This window comes from Pseudomonas sp. HN11 (assembly GCF_021390155.1).
Taxonomy (GTDB): domain Bacteria; phylum Pseudomonadota; class Gammaproteobacteria; order Pseudomonadales; family Pseudomonadaceae; genus Aquipseudomonas.
On record NZ_CP089985.1, the window covers coordinates 966,110 to 983,553 of the forward strand.

Below are 17,444 nucleotides of genomic sequence, written 5' to 3' on the forward strand. Positions count from 1 at the left end.
ATGGCCTTAACCGAAAGCAGAATTTGAGTGGAGAAAACCATGAGTGCAGCCCAAAGCGTCGGTCCGCAAGCGTTACCGGCACTGCAGGAACAAGTCGAGCAGATCCTTGCCGAGGCCAAGCGCCAGGGGGCCAGCGCTTGTGAAGTCGCCGTGTCGCTGGAGCAGGGGCTGTCGACGTCGGTACGTCAGCGTGAAGTGGAAACCGTTGAGTTCAACCGAGACCAGGGTTTTGGTATCACCTTGTATGTCGGGCAGCGCAAAGGTTCGGCCAGTACCTCGGCCAGCGGTCCGGAAGCCATTCGCGAGGCGGTTGCGGCTGCGCTGGCAATCGCCAAGCACACCTCCGAAGACGAAAGCTCAGGCCTGGCCGACAAAGCGCTGATGGCCAAGGACCTGCAGGATTTCGATCTGTTCCACGCCTGGGAGATCACGCCAGAACAGGCCATTGAAAAGGCGCTGATCTGTGAAGCTGCCGCGTTCGACGCCGATGCTCGCATCAAGAACGCCGATGGCACCACGTTGAGCACGCATCAGGGTTGCCGTGTGTACGGCAACAGCCATGGTTTTATCGGTGGTTATGCGTCCACCCGCCATAGCTTGAGCTGCGTGATGATCGCCGAAGCCGATGGCCAGATGCAGCGTGATTACTGGTATGACGTGAACCGTCAGGGCGAGTTGCTGGCGGACGCGATCAGCATTGGTCAGCGCGCGGCGCAGCGTGCGGCGAGCCGTCTGGGTGCGCGCCCGGTGCCAACCTGTGAAGTGCCGGTGCTGTTTTCGGCTGAACTGGCCGGTGGCTTGTTTAGCAGTTTCCTGGGTGCGATTTCCGGTGGCAACTTGTACCGCAAGTCCTCGTTCCTGGAAGGGGCGATTGGCCAGAAGCTGTTTCCGGAGTGGCTGACCATCGATGAGCGCCCGCACCTGATGCGCGCCCTGGGCAGTACGTCGTTCGACGGTGATGGCCTGGCGACTTATGCCAAGCCGTTTGTCGAGAAGGGCGAGCTGGTGTCTTACGTATTGGGCACATATGCCGGTCGCAAGCTGGGTCTGCCAAGCACCGCCAACGCTGGTGGCGTGCACAACCTGTTCGTTACCCATGGTGATGAAGACCAGGCGGCGCTGCTGCGGCGCATGGGGCGTGGCCTGCTGGTGACTGAATTGATGGGCCATGGCCTGAACATGGTCACCGGTGATTATTCCCGTGGTGCGGCGGGTTTCTGGGTGGAAAATGGCGAGATCCAGTTTGCCGTCCAGGAAGTGACTATCGCCGGAAACATGCGCGATATGTTCAAGCAGATCGTCGCAGTGGGTAATGATCTGGAACTGCGCAGCAACATTCGTACGGGCTCAGTGTTGATCGAGCGGATGACTGTCGCCGGAAGCTGATCCTCTCGAGGCTTTACCCAAAGGCGCGCCATCTATCAGATGGTGCGCCTTTTTTTTGTGGACGTTTTACAGGCAGATTGTTCTGTTGCTATTGTTTTGATTCTTAATATCATTTAATAATAAATATCATTACCGAGTGAGTGTGGATCATGAGTCCTGTCCTGCATGAGGATCCTTACCTGGAGAGCTGGCGCTGGATGAGTCGCCAGATTCGCTGCGGCCTCGACCCAAACGAGCCGCGCCTGATCGAACATTACCTCAATGAGGGTCGATACCTGGCGTGCTGCACCGCGACCCATCCTTGGACGATCGCCGAAACCTCATTCCGCCTGCTGCTCGATACCGCCAGCGACATCGCGCTGCCCTGGCATTGGCGCTCCATGTGCCTGGATCAGGCCTGGCGCCCACTGCGCGACCTGGAAAAACTCTCTCATTGCGCCTGCCGACTCAAGCGTTGGCAGACCTTTGCTTGGCGATTGGCGACCTGCGAATTGCTGCCGTCTATTTCTCACTCCGACCTGGTGCAAGGATCTAACGATGAGTAACACCCGTATCGAACGCGACAGCATGGGCGAACTGCAAGTGCCTGCCGAGGCCCTGTATGGTGCGCAAACCCAGCGTGCGGTGAATAACTTCCCGATCAGCCACCAACGCATGCCGGCGCAATTCATTCGCGCCCTCATCCTGGCCAAGGCCGCCGCCGCCAAGGTCAACGTCGACCTCAAGCAAATCAGCGAAGGGCAGGGCAAGGCCATCGTCGATGCCGCCCAAGGCTTGCTGGAAGGCGATTACATGCAGCACTTCCCGGTTGATATCTTCCAGACCGGCTCCGGCACCAGCTCCAACATGAACGCCAACGAAGTGATTGCCACCCTCGCCACCCGTTTGCTGGGCGAGGCGATCAACCCCAACGATCACGTGAACTGCGGTCAGAGCAGTAACGACATCATCCCGACCACGATCCACGTCAGCGCCGCGCTGGTGCTGCATGAGCGAACACTGCCGGCCCTGCTGCATTTGGTGCAAGTGATCGAGCAGAAAGCCGAAGAGGTTCACCCGTTCATCAAGACTGGCCGCACGCACTTGATGGACGCCATGCCGGTGCGCATGAGCCAGGTGCTCAATGGCTGGGCGCAGCAGCTCAAGGCCAATATCGGCCACCTGCAGGATCTATTGCCGAGCCTGCAAGCCCTTGCCCAAGGTGGTACGGCGGTCGGCACCGGGATCAACGCACACCCGGAGTTCGCCGTGCGTTTCAGCCAGCAACTGAGCAGCTTGTCCGGCGTGCAATTCACCCCCGGCAAGAACCTGTTCGCGTTGATTGGCTCTCAGGACACCGCCGTCGCCGTCTCCGGCCAATTAAAAGCCACTGCCGTGTCGCTGATGAAAATCGCCAACGACCTGCGTTGGATGAACTCCGGTCCGCTTGCCGGTCTGGGTGAGATTGAGTTGGAAGGCCTGCAGCCGGGTTCTTCGATCATGCCCGGCAAGGTCAACCCGGTTATTCCGGAAGCCACGGCCATGGTCGCCGCGCAGGTCATCGGTAATGACACGGTGATCACCGTCGCCGGCCAGTCGGGCAACTTCGAACTCAACGTGATGCTGCCTATCATCGCGCAGAGTTTGCTTAGCAGCCTCGAATTGCTGGCCAATTCCAGCCGTTTGCTGGCGGACAAAGCCATCGCCAGCTTCAAGGTCAATGAAGCCAAGCTCAAGGAAGCCCTGTCGCGCAACCCGATCCTGGTGACCGCACTCAACCCGATCATCGGTTACCAAAAGGCCGCCGAAATCGCCAAGAAGGCCTATCAACAGGGCCGTCCGGTGATTGACGTCGCCCTTGAATACACCGACTTGCCGCGCAGCCAACTGGAAATCCTGCTGGATCCGGAAAAGCTCACGGCTGGCGGTGTGTAATCACCGACCCTGCTTTGGAGGCTCACCATGGAGCACTGGAAACGCACGATCGAACGGGCCAATCGCTGCTTTATGGCGGGCGAGTTGGTTGACGCTCGCGAGGCCTATTTGCAAGCCCTGGCCCTGGCCCAAGTGTTGTTTGAACGCTGGGCGGATGCCGACGAGGCAGTGGCGGCCTGCGTCATTTCCCATCACAACCTGGCGGACCTGCACCTGCGCCTGAACCAACCGGAGGAAAGCGCGGAATACCTCTGCGCCATCCATCAGCGTCTGCTGCAGACCATGCAGGACGCGCGCCTGAGCCCGCAATTGCGGGAAGCGGCGCTGCGCCAGAGCAGCAAAACCTACGTCGAGCTATTGAATTTCATCAGCGATCACGGCGAGTACCCTCGCACTCATCGCCTATTGGGTGGTGCTACCGCGCGTCCCACAACTCCTCAATACGGAGCACATTGATATGACCTATACCTTGCCTGCCTTGCCTTATGCCTACGACGCTCTGGAACCGCATATCGATGCGCAAACCATGGAGATCCACTACACCAAGCACCATCAGACCTACATCAACAACCTCAATGCTGCAGTCGAAGGTACTGAGTTTGCGGGTTGGCCGGTGGAGAAGCTGGTCTCCAGCGTGCAGCAACTGCCGGAAAAACTCCGCGCAGCGGTGATCAATCAAGGTGGCGGCCATGCCAACCATTCATTGTTCTGGTCAGTGATGTCACCCAAAGGTGGCGGTAAACCCGAAGGCCCGCTGGGCAAGGCTATCGAGGAACAACTGGGCGGTTTCGACAGCTTCAAGGAGGCTTTCACCAAGGCTGCACTGACCCGTTTTGGCAGCGGTTGGGCCTGGCTGAGCGTTACCCCACAAAAGACCCTGGTGGTGGAAAGCAGCGGTAACCAGGACAGCCCGCTGATGAACGGCAATACGCCGATCCTCGGTCTGGACGTCTGGGAGCACGCCTACTACCTGCGGTACCAGAACCGCCGCCCGGAATACATCAATGCCTTCTACAGTGTTATCAACTGGCCAGAAGTTGCCGCCCGCTATCAGGCCGCCGTGGCCTGACATTCACCTTCATAACAAGATTTAAGGCCGACTATGGGCACTGAAACACTGGCGATCAGCAGCGGGCGAATGTTTCGTTATGCGTTTGGCTCGCTGTTGCTGTTGGCAGGTACTGCATTGCTGGTGGCCCACGGGCTGGCCTGGCTCAACCTGGACCCACGCATGCTGCGCGCCCTGCAGGGCGGATCCCTCTGTGCGCTCGGCACGGCGCTCGGCGCGGTGCCGGTGCTGGTCATTCGACGGATGCCGGTGGCTTTAAGCGATACGTTGTTGGGCTTTGGGGCTGGGGTCATGCTGGCAGCGACGGCGTTTTCGCTGATCGTGCCGGGCATCGCTGCGGCTGAAGGCCTGGGACTTTCGCCCTGGGGGGCCAGTGGATTGATCAGTTTTGGCATTATGTTGGGTGCTTTCGGGCTGTATCTGGTTGACCGCAAGGTCTCCGGCGCCAGCCCGGAAATGCTGGTGGGCACGCCGGACAAACCGGTGATCCCGCCGCGTATCTGGTTGTTTGTGTTTGCCATCATCGCTCACAACATCCCGGAAGGCATGGCGGTCGGCGTCTCCGCCGGTGGAGGCATGCCGGATGCCGACAGCCTGGCCATGGGCATTGCGCTGCAGGACGTGCCGGAAGGGCTGGTGATTGCGTTGGTATTGGCCGGGGCAGGAATGTCGCGGGTCAAGGCGTTCCTGATCGGTGCTGCATCAGGTCTGGTGGAGCCGGTCTTTGCCATGCTGTGTGCCTGGCTGGTCAGCCTGGCCGAGATGCTGTTGCCGTTGGGGCTGGCCCTCGCCGCTGGCGCGATGTTGTTGGTGGTGACTCATGAAGTCATTCCCGAGTCGCGACGCAATGGTCACGAAAAGCTCGCCAGTTTGGGGCTGTGCATCGGCTTTTGCGTGATGATGGTGATGGATACTGCTTTAGGGTGAAGTCGTTGCGACCTCACGCCCGTCTTAAAAGGGTGTGTTTACTCACCCTCATCAAAGTAGTTATTGATCAGCGCCACGAGTGCGTCCATTGCTTCTTGTTCCTGCTCGCCTTCCGTCTTCAAATGAATTTTGGTGCCCTTGCCCGCCGCCAGCATCATCATTGCCATGATGCTTTTGCCATCGACCATGGACTCCGGCGTGCGACCCGCCCGGATCTGGCAGGGAAACTGCCCGGCGACACCCACGAATTTCGCCGAGGCGCGGGCGTGCAGGCCCAGTTTGTTGATGATTTCAATTTCCAGAGCGGGCATCGCGCAGGTGTTCCTTTCAGCTAAGGTCGCGGTGGCGGACCTGGACATTCTTGAGGGTTTGTTGCAAGACCTGGCCCAGACGCTCGGTCAGGTAAACGGAGCGGTGATGCCCGCCGGTGCAGCCGATGGCAATGGTGACATAGGCGCGATTGCTTGCGGCGAAACGCGGCAGCCACTTGAGCAGGTAGCTGGAAATGTCCTGGAACATCTCCTCCACATCCGGTTGCGCGGCCAAATAGTCAGCCACAGGCTGATCCAGCCCCGATTGCTCACGCAACTCCGGCTTCCAGTACGGATTGGGCAGGCAACGCACGTCGAACACCAGGTCGGCGTCCACTGGCATGCCGCGCTTGAACCCGAATGACTCGACCAGAAACGCTGTGCCGGGCTCCGGCTGGTTCAGCAGGCGTAGCTTGATGGCATCCCGCAGCTGGTACAGATTGAGGCTGGTGGTGTTGATCTTGAGGTCGGCAAGGTCAATGATCGGCCCCAGCAGCTTGGTTTCGTCTTCAATGGCTTCGGCAAGCGAGCGGTGGGGGCTGCTGAGGGGGTGACGCCGACGGGTTTCAGAGAAGCGCTTTAACAGGGTCTCCTCGTCAGCATCCAGATAAAGCACATCGCAATGGATGTGCTTGGCCCGTACTTCCTCGAGCAATTGCGGGAATCGCTCCAAGTGGCTGGGCAGGTTGCGGGCATCGATCGAAACGGCGACCAGGGGCTGTGCCAGCTCGGTGTGGATCAACGCGCGTTCAGCCAACTCCGGCAGCAGGCCAGCGGGCAAATTGTCGATGCAATAGAAGCCGTTATCCTCAAGAACATTGAGGGCGGTGCTTTTACCCGAGCCGGAGCGGCCGCTGACGATGATCAAACGCATGATTACTGCCCGTTCTGTTCATCCAGGACAACCTGGTACAGCGCCTCATTGCTACTGGCGCTACGCAGTTTGTCGCGTACTTCCTTGCGGTCAAGCATGCTGGCGATCTGCCTGAGCAGTTCCAGGTGTGCATCGGTGGCGGCTTGTGGGACCAGCAGAACGAACAGCAGGTCGACCGGGGCGCCGTCGATAGCGTCGAAATCGATGGGGGCTTCCAGGTGGAGCAGGGCGCTGACGGGTGTTTCGCAGCCTTTGAGGCGGCAATGAGGAATGGCGATGCCGTTACCAAAACCGGTAGAGCCGAGTTTTTCACGGGCAATCAGCGCATCGAACACATCTTGCATCTCCAGATCCGGCACTTCGCGCGCGATCAGGTTGGCAATTTGTTCGAGGGCTTTTTTCTTGCTGCCTCCCGGCACATTCACGAGGGAACGGCCGGGGGTCAGGATGGTTTCAAGTCGGATCATGGGGGGAGAGTTAACGACCTGTACCTTGCATCAGGTGCAGATTCTTTTCCTTATGCTTTATGAGTTGGCGGTCCAGCTTGTCGTAGAGCGAGTCGATCGCCGCGTACATGTCTTCATGTTCCGCATTGGCGACGAGCTTTGCATTCGGTACGTGCAGGGTGGCCTCGATTTTCTGCTTGAGCTTATCGACCTCCATGATGACCTGCACATTGGTGATCTTGTCAAAATGCCCCGCCAGCTTGTTCAGCTTGCTTTCGGTGTATTCACGCAGGGGTTTGGTGACTTCCAGCTGGTGTCCACTGATGTTGACTTGCATACAGCTTCTCCTTCGTTGCCAGTGCATAAAGCGGCAGGTAGGAATACCTGCCACTGGAACGCTGTGGCCCGCCCGTCACATCAAACGCTTACGCTCGCTGGAAGGCGCGATCCCGAGGGACTCGCGGTACTTGGCGACGGTTCGACGGGCGACCTGAATGCCTTGTGCCTCCAGTAAACCAGCGATCTTACTGTCACTCAATGGCTTTTTCTGATTTTCCGCCGCAACCAGTTTTTTGATGATCGCGCGGATCGCCGTGGACGAGCATTCACCGCCTTCGGAGGTGCTGACGTGGCTGGAGAAAAAGTATTTCAGCTCATATATACCCCGTGGGGTATGCATGAATTTTTGCGTGGTCACCCGCGAAATCGTCGACTCATGCATGCCTACCGCTTCAGCGATATCATGCAGTACCAGCGGTTTCATTGCTTCGTCGCCGTATTCCAGGAAACCGCGCTGGTGCTCGACGATCTGGGTGGCCACTTTCATCAGGGTTTCGTTGCGGCTTTGCAGGCTTTTGATGAACCAGCGGGCTTCCTGCAACTGGTTGCGCATGAAGGTGTTGTCGGCGCTGGTGTCGGCGCGACGCACGAAACCGGCGTATTGCGGGTTGACCCGCAGGCGTGGCACCGATTCCTGGTTCAGCTCCACCAGCCAACGCTCGTTGTCCTTGCGCACGATCACGTCGGGAACCACGTATTCGGCTTCGCTGGACTCGATTTGCGAGCCAGGGCGAGGGTTGAGGCTCTGTACCAGCTCGATGACCTGGCGCAGGTCGTCTTCCTTGAGCTTCATGCGGCGCATCAATTGACTGTAGTCGCGGCTGCCCAGCAGGTCGATGTAATCAGTGACCAGGCGCTGGGCTTCGGTGAGCCAGGGCGTCTTGGCCGGCAGCTGGCGCAATTGCAGCAGCAGGCATTCGCTGAGGGTGCGCGCGCCAATACCGGCGGGCTCGAACTGTTGAATGCGGTGCAGGACGGCTTCGATTTCGTCCAGCTCGATATCCAGCTCCGGATCGAACGCCTCAAGAATCTCTTCGAGCGTCTCGTCCAGATAACCCTGGTTGTTGATGCAGTCGATCAGCGTCACGGCGATCAGGCGATCGGTGTCCGACATCGGCGCCAGGTTCAGTTGCCACAGTAGATGGCTCTGCAAGCTCTCGCCAGCGGAGGTGCGGGTGGTGAAGTCCCACTCGTCATCGTCATTGCTGGGCAAGCTGCTGGCGCTGGTCTGGTAGACGTCCTCCCAGGCGGTATCTACCGGAAGCTCGTTGGGGATGCGTTCGTTCCATTCGCCTTCCTCAAGGTTATCCACCGTAGGGGCGGTTTCCTGATAGGAGGGTTCCTGCACGTCGGAATTGGGTTTTTGCTCGATGTTATCGGCCAGCGGGTCTGCGTTATCGAAGTCGTCGCCTTCTTCCTGGCGTTCGAGCATCGGATTGGACTCCAGGGCCTCCTGGATTTCCTGTTGCAGGTCCAGGGTCGACAATTGGAGCAGGCGGATGGCCTGTTGCAGCTGCGGTGTCATCGTCAGCTGCTGGCCCATTCTCAGGACTAGCGATGGTTTCATGGCAGGGGCTTAACACCTTATTCGCCGGCGCAGTGCGCCATCCACGACAGGGCGCGTTAGCGCCAAACATAAGCAAATTATATGCCTGATGTCGGGGGCTTTGCCTAGAGCGCGGTAACAATAAAAATCCGGAGGTTTTTATTGACTCCCGCGCATCGTGGCATCGGCCGTGACACCACGGTGTTTACAGGCGGAACTCGTGACCCAGGTACACTTCCTTGACCAGTTCGTTGGCCAGGATGGTGGCGGAATCACCTTCGGCGATCAGTTGGCCATCGTTGACGATATACGCGGTTTCGCAGATATCGAGTGTCTCACGGACGTTGTGGTCAGTGATCAGCACGCCAATGCCCTTGGCCTTGAGGTGATGGATGATCTGCTTGATGTCACCGACCGAGATCGGGTCGACGCCGGCAAACGGTTCGTCCAGCAGGATGAACTTGGGCGCGGTGGCCAGGGCGCGGGCGATTTCCACACGGCGGCGCTCACCACCGGAAAGGCTCATGCCGAGGTTGTCGCGAATGTGGTTGATGTGGAATTCCTGCAGCAGGCTTTCCAATTCCTTGCGACGGTCGTCACGGTCGAGTTCCTTGCGGGTCTCGAGGATGGCCATGATGTTATCGGCGACCGACAGTTTGCGGAAGATCGACGCCTCTTGCGGGAGATAGCCGATACCGGCGCGCGCACGGCCATGCATTGGCTGGTGGCTCACGTCCAGGTCGTCGATCAGAACACGACCCTGGTCCGCCTGGACCAGGCCAACGATCATGTAGAAGCAGGTGGTCTTGCCGGCGCCGTTGGGGCCGAGCAAGCCGACGATCTGGCCGCTGTCGATCGACAGGCTGACATCGCGCACGACCTGACGGCTTTTATAGGCCTTGGCCAGATGCTGGGCTTTCAGGGTTGCCATTACTCGGCCTTCTTCTTCGGCTGGATAACCATGTCGATGCGTGGACGAGGTGCGGTGACCTTACTGCCATTGGCACGACCGGCGTTAGCGATCTGTTTCACGGTGTCGTAGGTGATTTTCTCACCTTCCGTGGAGTTGCCATCGGGGCTGAGTACCTTGGCCTGGTCGATCAGCACGATGCGGTTCTGCTGGGCGTGGTACTGGATGGTCTTGCCATAGCCTTTCATCGGGCCGGTGTCGGTAGGCGCCTGCTTCTGTTCGAAGTAAGCCAGGTTGCCCACCGAAGTGACCACGTCAATGTCGCCGGACTGGGTACGAGTCAGGGTCACCGTATTGCCGGTGATCTTCATCGAGCCCTGGGTGATGATCACACCGCCGGTGTAGGTGGCGACGCCTTGCTTGTCATCCAGCTGCGCATCGTCAGCCGAAATGTGGATCGGCTGCTGGCTATCGTTCGGCAGAGCCCAGGCGCTCACGCTTCCCAGTGCTGCGCCCAGACCGAGCAAAATAGGGAGAGTTTTAACGAGCCTCATACTGTCCTCTTACGTTCGATAGCAGGTGTATCCTGCTTTCTTTCAAATACGCTTTCATTCCCTTGCCAGTCGATACACCGCCAGCGCCGTCGATTCTAACGTCTTGCTCGGTCTGCGCATATTGCTTCTGCGGGAATACGGTCATGCGACTGCTGGTAATCACGGTCTCACGCTTTTTATCGTCGGTACGCGCGACGCGCACCGAGTCGATCAGTTCCACCTCGGTACCGTCCGGGTTGACCTCACCACGCTTGCTGGTGACGTGCCATGGGAACTCGGTGCCGCGGTAAATGTTCATGTCCGGGTTGGTCAGCAAGGTGATTTCGCTGGCCTTAACGTGCTCGACTTTGTCTGACGTCATCTCGTACTGCACCTTGCCATCAGGCAGGAACTGCACACTTTTGGCGTTGATGGCGTAATAGTCGATAGCGCCTTCATCAACCTGCGCAGCAGGCTGATCGAGAAAGCGTTCCGGGCTGATATTCCAGTAGCCCACCGCCAGGAACAGCGCGGCGATGACCCCGAACAGCAGGAAGTTGCGAATCTTTTTGCTCAGCATAAAACGCTCTATAAGTAGGCGGCGTGGGCCGCTTCAAGGCTGCCCTGGGCACGCAGGATCAGCTCGCAGAACTCGCGGGCGGCACCTTCGCCGCCACGGGCGGTGGTGATGCCATGGGCGTGCTCGCGAACAAACGCCGCCGCATTGGCGACAGCCATGCCCAAGCCCACTCGACGAATCACCGGCAGGTCTGGCAGGTCATCGCCCAGGTAGGCGACCTGCTCATAGCTTAGGTTGAGTTGGCCAAGAAGCTCGTCCAGAACCACCAGTTTATCCTCACGCCCCTGATACAGGTGAGGAATCCCCAGGTTTTGTGCGCGGCGTTCCACAACCGGGGTCTTCCGGCCGCTGATAATCGCCGTTTGCACGCCCGCCGCCATCAGCATCTTGATGCCTTGGCCGTCGAGGGTGTTAAAGGTCTTGAATTCGCTGCCGTCTTCGAGAAAGTACAGGCGGCCATCGGTCAGCACGCCGTCAACGTCGAAAATCGCCAACTTGATGTTTTTACCGCGTTGCAACAGGTCGCTGGACATTTACATCACTCCCGCACGCAGCAAGTCGTGCATGTTCAGGGCGCCGATAGGCTGGTCGTTGCTATCGACTACGACCAGCGCGCCGATCTTGTGATCTTCCATGATTTTCAAGGCTTCGGCTGCCAGCATCTCGGGGCGTGCGGTCTTGCCATGGGGTGTCATGACCGCATCGATGGTTGCGGTGTGGATATCGATGGTGCGGTCCAGAGTGCGGCGCAAGTCGCCGTCAGTGAAGACACCGGCCAGACGGCCGTCGGCTTCCAGGATCACGGTCATGCCCAGGCCCTTGCGGGTCATTTCCATCAACGCGTCCTTCAGCAGGGTGCCACGCGGGACGTGGGGCAGTTCGTCGCCCGAGTGCATGACATTTTCCACCTTCAGCAGCAGACGGCGGCCGAGGGCGCCACCTGGGTGGGAAAACGCGAAGTCTTCAGCAGTAAACCCACGGGCTTCCAGCAACGCCACGGCCAGGGCGTCGCCCATGACCAGCGCGGCGGTGGTGGAGGAGGTCGGTGCCAGGTTCAGCGGGCAGGCTTCGTGCGCTACGTGAACATTCAGGTTCACTTCGGCGGCCTTGGCCAGCGTCGACTCCGGGTTGCCGGTGAGGCTGATCATCTGGATGCCCAGGCGCTTGATCAGCGGCAACAGGGTCACGATTTCGTTGGTGGTGCCGGAGTTGGACAGCGCCAGGATGATGTCATCCTTGGTGATCATGCCCATATCGCCGTGACTGGCTTCGGCCGGGTGCACGAAAAACGCGGTGGTCCCGGTGCTTGCCAGGGTGGCGGCGATCTTGTTGCCGACGTGGCCCGACTTGCCCATGCCGACCACGACAACGCGGCCCTTGCTGGCCAGAATCATCTCGCACGCGCGTACGAAATCTGCGTCGATATGCGCCAGCAAGCCTTCGACGGCTTCAAGCTCGAGGCGGATGGTGCGTTGCGCGGATTGAATAAGGTCGCTGGATTGGCTCATGTCTGAAATCGTATAGCCTGACGAAAAGTCGGCGATTATAGCGGTAATGATCATTTCCCTCACGCTAGTTCGTCAGGCTTTGTTCGCAATGCGCTTGATATTCATCCTAAGCAACGATTTTTCCCTGTCCCCAATCTGAACAAGCGCTGTTCCGGCCTTGGGCGCCTTGTACCAGCAGTGATATAGTTCGCCGCCAGTTCGGTCCGCACAGCCCATGTGCCAACTATTGCACAACGGTTGCAAACGTTTGTCACAAGCGTGGTGTCTGAGTGAGAGGCTGCATCCCAAGGAGTTTAGATGAGTGCCGATAACGCCTACGCGGTCGAGCTGAAGGGACTGACCTTCAAGCGCGGGACGCGCAGCATCTTCAATAACGTCGATATCCGCATTCCCCGCGGCAAGGTCACGGGCATCATGGGGCCTTCCGGTTGCGGCAAGACTACCCTGTTGCGCCTGATGGGCATGCAATTGCGCCCCAGCGCCGGCGAAGTGTGGGTCAACGGCCAGAACCTGCCGACGCTGTCGCGCAGCGATCTGTTCGATGCACGCAAGCACATGGGGGTATTGTTCCAGAGTGGTGCGCTGTTCACGGATCTCGATGTTTTCGAGAACGTCGCCTTTCCGCTGCGCGTGCATACCCAGCTGTCCGATGAAATGATTCGTGACATTGTGTTGCTGAAATTGCAGGCCGTGGGCCTTCGCGGTGCCATCGACCTGATGCCCGACGAACTGTCCGGCGGTATGAAGCGTCGTGTGGCGCTGGCCCGGGCCATTGCTCTCGACCCGCAGATCCTCATGTATGACGAGCCCTTCGTCGGCCAGGATCCCATCGCCATGGGCGTGCTGGTGCGCTTGATCCGCTTGCTCAATGATGCGCTGGGCATTACCAGCATCGTGGTCTCCCACGATCTGGCAGAAACCGCGAGCATCGCCGATTACCTCTATGTAGTGGGTGATGGTCAGGTGCTGGGGCAGGGCACGCCCGAAGAGTTGATGAACGCCGATAACCCACGTATTCGCCAGTTCATGACCGGCGATCCCGATGGCCCTGTGCCTTTTCACTTTCCGGCAGCGGACTACCGCTCAGATCTTCTGGGGAAGCGCTGATGCGCAAGACATCTCTTATCGAAAAGGTTCGCCTTTTCGGCCGCTCAGGCATCGACATTGTCGAAGTGCTGGGCCGTTCGACGATTTTCCTGTTTCACGCCCTGCTTGGACGCGGTGGCATAGGCGGCGGTTTTGGCCTGTTGGTCAAACAGCTGCATTCGGTCGGTGTGATGTCCCTCGTGATCATCGTGGTGTCCGGTGTTTTCATCGGCATGGTGCTGGCCTTGCAGGGCTTCAATATCCTTTCCAGCTACGGTTCGGAGCAGGCGGTGGGGCAGATGGTCGCCCTGACGCTGCTGCGTGAACTGGGGCCGGTGGTGACCGCGCTGCTGTTCGCTGGGCGCGCGGGGTCTGCGTTGACCGCCGAAATCGGCAACATGAAGTCCACTGAACAGCTGTCCAGCCTGGAAATGATCGGCGTGGACCCGCTCAAGTACATTGTTGCCCCGCGTTTGTGGGCCGGCTTCATTTCCCTGCCTCTGCTGGCGATGATTTTCAGCGTGGTCGGTATCTGGGGTGGTTCGTGGGTGGCGGTGGACTGGCTGGGCGTCTACGACGGCTCCTACTGGGCCAACATGCAAAACAGCGTGACCTTCACGGGTGATGTGCTCAACGGCATCATCAAGAGCATCGTCTTCGCCTTTGTAGTGACCTGGATCGCCGTATTCCAAGGCTACGACTGTGAGCCCACTTCAGAAGGGATCAGTCGCGCCACCACCAAGACCGTAGTGTACGCCTCGCTGGCGGTACTGGGCCTTGACTTCATTTTGACCGCCTTGATGTTTGGAGATTTCTGATGCAAAACCGCACTGTGGAAATCGGTGTCGGCCTTTTCTTGCTGGCTGGCATCCTGGCTTTACTGTTGTTGGCCCTGCGAGTCAGCGGCCTGTCGGCCAGCCCTACCGCCGATACTTATAAACTTTACGCTTACTTCGACAATATCGCCGGTTTGACTGTCAGAGCTAAGGTGACCATGGCCGGTGTGACCATCGGCAAGGTCACGGCAATCGATCTGGACCGCGACAGCTTCACCGGGCGAGTGACCATGCAACTGGACAAGAAGGTAGATAATCTGCCGACCGACTCCACTGCATCTATCCTCACTGCGGGTCTGCTGGGCGAAAAATACATCGGTGTCAGCGTGGGTGGGGAGACAGCCCTGCTCAAGGATGGCTCGACAATCCACGACACACAGTCGTCGCTGGTGCTTGAAGACCTGATCGGTAAATTCCTGCTTAATACGGTCAATAAAGACGCCAAATGAGGAATTCGTACATGATCTCTACCTTGCGACGTGGCCTTCTGGTACTGCTTGCAGCGCTGCCGTTGATGGCCAACGCAGCAGGTTCTGCGCACGATCTGGTGCAGGACACGACTAACAAGATGTTGGCTGACCTGTCGGCCAACAAGGAAAAGTACAAGCAGGACCCGAGTCAGTTCTACAACGCGCTCAATACCATTGTCGGTCCGGTGGTGGATGCTGAAGGCATTTCCCGCAGCATCATGACGGTCAAATATTCGCGCAAGGCTACCCCCGCGCAGATGCAGACCTTCCAGGAAAACTTCAAGAAAGGCTTGTTCCAGTTCTACGGTAACGCGCTGCTCGAGTACAACAACCAAGGCATTACGGTTGCTCCCGCCGCCGATGAGTCGGGTGATCGCACCAGCGTCAACATGAGCGTCAAGGGCAACAACGGTGCCGTCTACCCTGTGCAGTACACGCTGGAGAAGGTCAACGGCGAGTGGAAGCTGCGTAACGTGATCATCAACGGCATCAACATCGGCAAGCTGTTCCGTGACCAGTTCGCCGACGCCATGCAGCGCAATGGCAACGACCTGGACAAAACCATCAATGGTTGGGCCGGTGAAGTCGCCAAGGCCAAGGAAGAAACCGATAAAGCTGCCGGGAAGTCCGCGCAATGACTGAGGCGGCTGTTCGGCTAGGCGATGCCGGCGAGCTGTTCATCAGCGGCGTGCTGGATTACCGCACCGGGCCTGATCTGCGCAAGCAGGGGCAGGCTCTGATCAAAACCAGCACTGCGCCTGCGCTGGTGCTGGATTGCTCGGCTGTGACCAAGTCCAGCAGCGTTGGCTTATCGTTGTTGCTGTGCTTCATGCGTGATGCCGAAGCGGCCAAAAAGCCCGTCAGCATCCGTGCAATACCCGAAGACATGCGTGAAATTGCCGAAGTTTCCGGTCTGACCGAGCTGTTGGCGCATCCTTAATACACATTATTAAAGAGGCCCCCCGTCAGAGTCCTGCTATGCGGGGTTCGCAGGCGCGGGGCTTTTTTGTATGATGTGCGACCCGTGCGCACTGGGCGCCGATAGAGGTTGAGCATGCAGGCCCTAGAAGTTAAGAGCTTTCTTGAAGGAAAGCTGCCGGAAACGACCGTTGAAGTTGAAGGCGAAGGCTGCAACTTCCAGCTGAACGTGATTAGCGATGAACTGGCGGCACTCAGCCCAGTCAAGCGTCAGCAGCAGATCTATGCCCATTTGAACCCGTGGATCACCGATGGCAGCATCCATGCGGTCACTATGAAATTTTTCAGCCGCGCGGCCTGGGCCGAGCGTACCTGAGCCCCCAAGGCGTCGAGATTCTTATGGATAAATTGATTATTACCGGCGGTGCCCGCCTTGATGGCGAGATTCGCATTTCCGGTGCAAAAAACTCCGCCTTGCCGATTCTGGCAGCGACCCTGCTGTGCGATGGCCCGGTCACCGTGGCCAACCTGCCGCACCTGCACGACATCACCACCATGATCGAGCTGTTCGGTCGCATGGGCATCGAGCCCGTGATCGACGAGAAACTGGCTGTCGAAATCGACCCACGCACCATCAAGACCTTGATCGCCCCGTACGAGCTGGTGAAGACCATGCGTGCGTCGATCCTGGTGCTGGGCCCGATGGTTGCCCGTTTCGGTGAAGCAGAAGTCGCCTTGCCTGGCGGCTGCGCGATCGGTTCGCGTCCGGTGGACCTGCACATCCGCGGCCTTGAAGCCATGGGCGCAGTCATCGACGTCGAAGGCGGTTACATCAAGGCCAAGGCGCCTGAAGGCGGCCTGCGTGGCGCGAACTTCTTCTTTGATACCGTCAGCGTGACCGGTACCGAGAACATCATGATGGCCGCTGCCCTGGCCAAAGGCCGCAGCGTGCTGCAAAACGCCGCGCGCGAGCCGGAAGTGGTCGACCTGGCTAACTTCCTGAACGCCATGGGTGCCAAGGTTTCCGGTGCAGGCACCGACACCATCACCATTGATGGTGTAGAGCGCCTGCATACGGCAACCTACAAGGTCATGCCAGACCGTATCGAGACCGGCACCTACCTGGTTGCCGCCGCCGTGACCGGTGGCCGCGTCAAGGTCAAGGACACCGATCCGACCATCCTGGAAGCGGTCCTGGAAAAACTGCGCGAAGCCGGTGCCGAGATCACCACCGGTGAAGACTGGATCGAGCTGAACATGCACGGAAAGCGCCCTAAAGCCGTCAACGTGCGCACCGCTCCGTACCCGGCGTTCCCAACCGACATGCAAGCGCAGTTCATCTCCTTGAACGCCATTGCTGAAGGTACCGGTGCCGTGATCGAAACCATCTTCGAAAACCGCTTCATGCATGTGTATGAACTGCACCGTATGGGTGCGAAGATTCAGGTCGAGGGCAATACTGCCATCGTCACCGGCACCGAGAAACTCAAAGGCGCGCCAGTGATGGCCACCGACTTGCGGGCTTCGGCCAGCCTGGTGATTTCGGCGCTGATCGCCGAAGGTGACACCTTGATCGACCGCATCTACCACATAGACCGTGGCTACGAGTGCATCGAAGAAAAACTGCAGATGCTCGGCGCGAAAATCCGCCGCGTACCGGGCTAGTTGCTGTTTTATAGTGAGCGGGGCAAGCCCGCTCGCTATAAATTAAAGAAGCAGTATGCTGAATTTGTTCCAAATCGAGGCTGTAATGGCCTCGATCTGTGTCCGGCGTCGTTTGCGACCGGACAG

General features: G+C 58.8%; 23 protein-coding genes. 13 read left to right on the forward strand and 10 right to left on the reverse strand.

Translation table 11 applies throughout. The features are described from left to right. Positions 1-39: 39 nt before the first annotated feature. The 6 genes from pmbA to LVW35_RS04355 all read left to right on the forward strand — a co-directional run bounded on the left by pmbA (position 40) and on the right by LVW35_RS04355 (position 5,296). Entirely contained in the window at positions 40-1,386 is a 1,347-nt protein-coding gene (gene pmbA, locus LVW35_RS04330; protein ID WP_233893897.1) for a metalloprotease PmbA, read from the forward strand. A gap of 149 nt (positions 1,387-1,535) precedes the next feature. Then, a complete protein-coding gene (locus LVW35_RS04335) occupies positions 1,536-1,931 on the forward strand; it encodes a FagA protein (protein ID WP_233893899.1) in 396 nt (131 codons plus the stop codon). Beyond that, positions 1,924-3,300 carry a class II fumarate hydratase gene (locus LVW35_RS04340; protein WP_233893900.1) on the forward strand — a complete coding sequence of 459 codons (1,377 nt, stop codon included), beginning with the start codon at positions 1,924-1,926 and terminating at the stop codon, positions 3,298-3,300. Before LVW35_RS04335 ends, LVW35_RS04340 begins: the two co-directional genes overlap by 8 nt. Before the next feature lie 27 nt (positions 3,301-3,327). Beyond that, positions 3,328-3,756, forward strand: a complete 429-nt coding sequence (locus LVW35_RS04345; protein WP_233893901.1) for a hypothetical protein — start codon at positions 3,328-3,330, stop codon at positions 3,754-3,756. A gap of 1 nt (position 3,757) precedes the next feature. Next, positions 3,758-4,369: a superoxide dismutase gene (locus LVW35_RS04350; protein ID WP_233893902.1), complete on the forward strand. Its 612-nt coding sequence runs from the start codon at positions 3,758-3,760 to the stop codon at positions 4,367-4,369. 33 nt (positions 4,370-4,402) lie between these two features. Continuing rightward, positions 4,403-5,296, forward strand: a complete 894-nt coding sequence (locus LVW35_RS04355; RefSeq protein ID WP_233893903.1) for a ZIP family metal transporter — start codon at positions 4,403-4,405, stop codon at positions 5,294-5,296. A gap of 38 nt (positions 5,297-5,334) precedes the next feature. Here the strand turns inward: LVW35_RS04355 and LVW35_RS04360 are convergent, their stop codons facing one another. The 10 genes from LVW35_RS04360 to LVW35_RS04405 form a co-directional block, all read right to left on the reverse strand. Then, the gene (locus tag LVW35_RS04360) at positions 5,335-5,607 is read right to left on the reverse strand and encodes an HPr family phosphocarrier protein (RefSeq protein ID WP_012722237.1); all 273 of its coding nucleotides are present in this window, start codon (positions 5,605-5,607) and stop codon (positions 5,335-5,337) included. Positions 5,608-5,623: 16 nt separating this feature from the next. Continuing rightward, positions 5,624-6,481 carry an RNase adapter RapZ gene (gene rapZ / locus LVW35_RS04365; protein ID WP_028618857.1) on the reverse strand — a complete coding sequence of 286 codons (858 nt, stop codon included), beginning with the start codon at positions 6,479-6,481 and terminating at the stop codon, positions 5,624-5,626. Positions 6,482-6,483: 2 nt separating this feature from the next. Beyond that, complete coding sequence (gene ptsN / locus LVW35_RS04370; RefSeq protein ID WP_061435337.1) at positions 6,484-6,948, reverse strand: PTS IIA-like nitrogen regulatory protein PtsN; 465 nt, start codon at positions 6,946-6,948, stop codon at positions 6,484-6,486. Positions 6,949-6,958: 10 nt separating this feature from the next. Beyond that, positions 6,959-7,264: a ribosome hibernation-promoting factor, HPF/YfiA family gene (hpf, locus tag LVW35_RS04375; RefSeq protein ID WP_003171804.1), complete on the reverse strand. Its 306-nt coding sequence runs from the start codon at positions 7,262-7,264 to the stop codon at positions 6,959-6,961. A gap of 75 nt (positions 7,265-7,339) precedes the next feature. Beyond that, positions 7,340-8,833 (reverse strand): RNA polymerase factor sigma-54, encoded by a 1,494-nt coding sequence (locus tag LVW35_RS04380; RefSeq protein ID WP_233893904.1) that lies wholly within the window; start codon positions 8,831-8,833, stop codon positions 7,340-7,342. Positions 8,834-9,017: 184 nt separating this feature from the next. Continuing rightward, the gene (gene lptB / locus LVW35_RS04385; RefSeq protein ID WP_233893905.1) at positions 9,018-9,743 is read right to left on the reverse strand and encodes an LPS export ABC transporter ATP-binding protein; all 726 of its coding nucleotides are present in this window, start codon (positions 9,741-9,743) and stop codon (positions 9,018-9,020) included. After that, the gene (gene lptA / locus LVW35_RS04390) at positions 9,743-10,276 is read right to left on the reverse strand and encodes a lipopolysaccharide transport periplasmic protein LptA (RefSeq protein ID WP_233893906.1); all 534 of its coding nucleotides are present in this window, start codon (positions 10,274-10,276) and stop codon (positions 9,743-9,745) included. The genes lptB and lptA overlap by 1 nt, the downstream gene beginning before the upstream one ends. Further along, positions 10,263-10,835 (reverse strand): LPS export ABC transporter periplasmic protein LptC, encoded by a 573-nt coding sequence (gene lptC / locus LVW35_RS04395; protein WP_233893907.1) that lies wholly within the window; start codon positions 10,833-10,835, stop codon positions 10,263-10,265. Before lptC ends, lptA begins: the two co-directional genes overlap by 14 nt. 8 nt (positions 10,836-10,843) lie before the next feature. Further along, on the reverse strand, positions 10,844-11,368 hold the full coding sequence (locus tag LVW35_RS04400) for a KdsC family phosphatase (RefSeq protein WP_233893909.1): 525 nt from the start codon (positions 11,366-11,368) through the stop codon (positions 10,844-10,846). Next, a complete protein-coding gene (locus tag LVW35_RS04405; protein ID WP_233893911.1) occupies positions 11,369-12,343 on the reverse strand; it encodes a KpsF/GutQ family sugar-phosphate isomerase in 975 nt (324 codons plus the stop codon). A gap of 297 nt (positions 12,344-12,640) precedes the next feature. Between LVW35_RS04405 and LVW35_RS04410 the strand changes: the two genes are divergently transcribed. The 7 genes from LVW35_RS04410 (at position 12,641) to murA (ending at position 17,318) form a co-directional block, all read left to right on the forward strand. After that, the gene (locus LVW35_RS04410) at positions 12,641-13,450 is read left to right on the forward strand and encodes an ATP-binding cassette domain-containing protein (RefSeq protein ID WP_003171811.1); all 810 of its coding nucleotides are present in this window, start codon (positions 12,641-12,643) and stop codon (positions 13,448-13,450) included. Next, on the forward strand, positions 13,450-14,247 hold the full coding sequence (gene mlaE / locus LVW35_RS04415) for a lipid asymmetry maintenance ABC transporter permease subunit MlaE (protein ID WP_003188592.1): 798 nt from the start codon (positions 13,450-13,452) through the stop codon (positions 14,245-14,247). The genes LVW35_RS04410 and mlaE overlap by 1 nt, the downstream gene beginning before the upstream one ends. Beyond that, on the forward strand, positions 14,247-14,714 hold the full coding sequence (mlaD, locus tag LVW35_RS04420) for an outer membrane lipid asymmetry maintenance protein MlaD (protein WP_003171814.1): 468 nt from the start codon (positions 14,247-14,249) through the stop codon (positions 14,712-14,714). Before mlaE ends, mlaD begins: the two co-directional genes overlap by 1 nt. An 11-nt stretch (positions 14,715-14,725) precedes the next feature. Further along, complete coding sequence (locus LVW35_RS04425) at positions 14,726-15,373, forward strand: MlaC/ttg2D family ABC transporter substrate-binding protein (RefSeq protein ID WP_233893913.1); 648 nt, start codon at positions 14,726-14,728, stop codon at positions 15,371-15,373. After that, positions 15,370-15,675 (forward strand): STAS domain-containing protein, encoded by a 306-nt coding sequence (locus tag LVW35_RS04430; protein WP_233893914.1) that lies wholly within the window; start codon positions 15,370-15,372, stop codon positions 15,673-15,675. Before LVW35_RS04425 ends, LVW35_RS04430 begins: the two co-directional genes overlap by 4 nt. A 114-nt stretch (positions 15,676-15,789) precedes the next feature. Beyond that, entirely contained in the window at positions 15,790-16,029 is a 240-nt protein-coding gene (locus LVW35_RS04435) for a BolA family protein (protein WP_003188597.1), read from the forward strand. A gap of 23 nt (positions 16,030-16,052) precedes the next feature. Then, on the forward strand, positions 16,053-17,318 hold the full coding sequence (gene murA / locus LVW35_RS04440) for a UDP-N-acetylglucosamine 1-carboxyvinyltransferase (RefSeq protein ID WP_010213103.1): 1,266 nt from the start codon (positions 16,053-16,055) through the stop codon (positions 17,316-17,318). Positions 17,319-17,444: the final 126 nt, after the last annotated feature.

Excerpts from the sequence above, each read along its gene's own strand:
- pmbA (WP_233893897.1), top strand. The coding sequence starts at position 40 with ATGAGTGCAGCCCAAAGCGTCGGTCCGCAAGCGTTACCGGCACTGCAG.
- LVW35_RS04335 (WP_233893899.1), top strand. The coding sequence starts at position 1,536 with ATGAGTCCTGTCCTGCATGAGGATCCTTACCTGGAGAGCTGGCGCTGG.
- LVW35_RS04340 (WP_233893900.1), top strand. The coding sequence starts at position 1,924 with ATGAGTAACACCCGTATCGAACGCGACAGCATGGGCGAACTGCAAGTG.
- LVW35_RS04345 (WP_233893901.1), top strand. The coding sequence starts at position 3,328 with ATGGAGCACTGGAAACGCACGATCGAACGGGCCAATCGCTGCTTTATG.
- LVW35_RS04350 (WP_233893902.1), top strand. The coding sequence starts at position 3,758 with ATGACCTATACCTTGCCTGCCTTGCCTTATGCCTACGACGCTCTGGAA.
- LVW35_RS04355 (WP_233893903.1), top strand. The coding sequence starts at position 4,403 with ATGGGCACTGAAACACTGGCGATCAGCAGCGGGCGAATGTTTCGTTAT.
- LVW35_RS04360 (WP_012722237.1), bottom strand. The coding sequence starts at position 5,607 with ATGCCCGCTCTGGAAATTGAAATCATCAACAAACTGGGCCTGCACGCC.
- rapZ (WP_028618857.1), bottom strand. The coding sequence starts at position 6,481 with ATGCGTTTGATCATCGTCAGCGGCCGCTCCGGCTCGGGTAAAAGCACC.
- ptsN (WP_061435337.1), bottom strand. The coding sequence starts at position 6,948 with ATGATCCGACTTGAAACCATCCTGACCCCCGGCCGTTCCCTCGTGAAT.
- hpf (WP_003171804.1), bottom strand. The coding sequence starts at position 7,264 with ATGCAAGTCAACATCAGTGGACACCAGCTGGAAGTCACCAAACCCCTG.
- LVW35_RS04380 (WP_233893904.1), bottom strand. The coding sequence starts at position 8,833 with ATGAAACCATCGCTAGTCCTGAGAATGGGCCAGCAGCTGACGATGACA.
- lptB (WP_233893905.1), bottom strand. The coding sequence starts at position 9,743 with ATGGCAACCCTGAAAGCCCAGCATCTGGCCAAGGCCTATAAAAGCCGT.
- lptA (WP_233893906.1), bottom strand. The coding sequence starts at position 10,276 with ATGAGGCTCGTTAAAACTCTCCCTATTTTGCTCGGTCTGGGCGCAGCA.
- lptC (WP_233893907.1), bottom strand. The coding sequence starts at position 10,835 with ATGCTGAGCAAAAAGATTCGCAACTTCCTGCTGTTCGGGGTCATCGCC.
- LVW35_RS04400 (WP_233893909.1), bottom strand. The coding sequence starts at position 11,368 with ATGTCCAGCGACCTGTTGCAACGCGGTAAAAACATCAAGTTGGCGATT.
- LVW35_RS04405 (WP_233893911.1), bottom strand. The coding sequence starts at position 12,343 with ATGAGCCAATCCAGCGACCTTATTCAATCCGCGCAACGCACCATCCGC.
- LVW35_RS04410 (WP_003171811.1), top strand. The coding sequence starts at position 12,641 with ATGAGTGCCGATAACGCCTACGCGGTCGAGCTGAAGGGACTGACCTTC.
- mlaE (WP_003188592.1), top strand. The coding sequence starts at position 13,450 with ATGCGCAAGACATCTCTTATCGAAAAGGTTCGCCTTTTCGGCCGCTCA.
- mlaD (WP_003171814.1), top strand. The coding sequence starts at position 14,247 with ATGCAAAACCGCACTGTGGAAATCGGTGTCGGCCTTTTCTTGCTGGCT.
- LVW35_RS04425 (WP_233893913.1), top strand. The coding sequence starts at position 14,726 with ATGATCTCTACCTTGCGACGTGGCCTTCTGGTACTGCTTGCAGCGCTG.
- LVW35_RS04430 (WP_233893914.1), top strand. The coding sequence starts at position 15,370 with ATGACTGAGGCGGCTGTTCGGCTAGGCGATGCCGGCGAGCTGTTCATC.
- LVW35_RS04435 (WP_003188597.1), top strand. The coding sequence starts at position 15,790 with ATGCAGGCCCTAGAAGTTAAGAGCTTTCTTGAAGGAAAGCTGCCGGAA.
- murA (WP_010213103.1), top strand. The coding sequence starts at position 16,053 with ATGGATAAATTGATTATTACCGGCGGTGCCCGCCTTGATGGCGAGATT.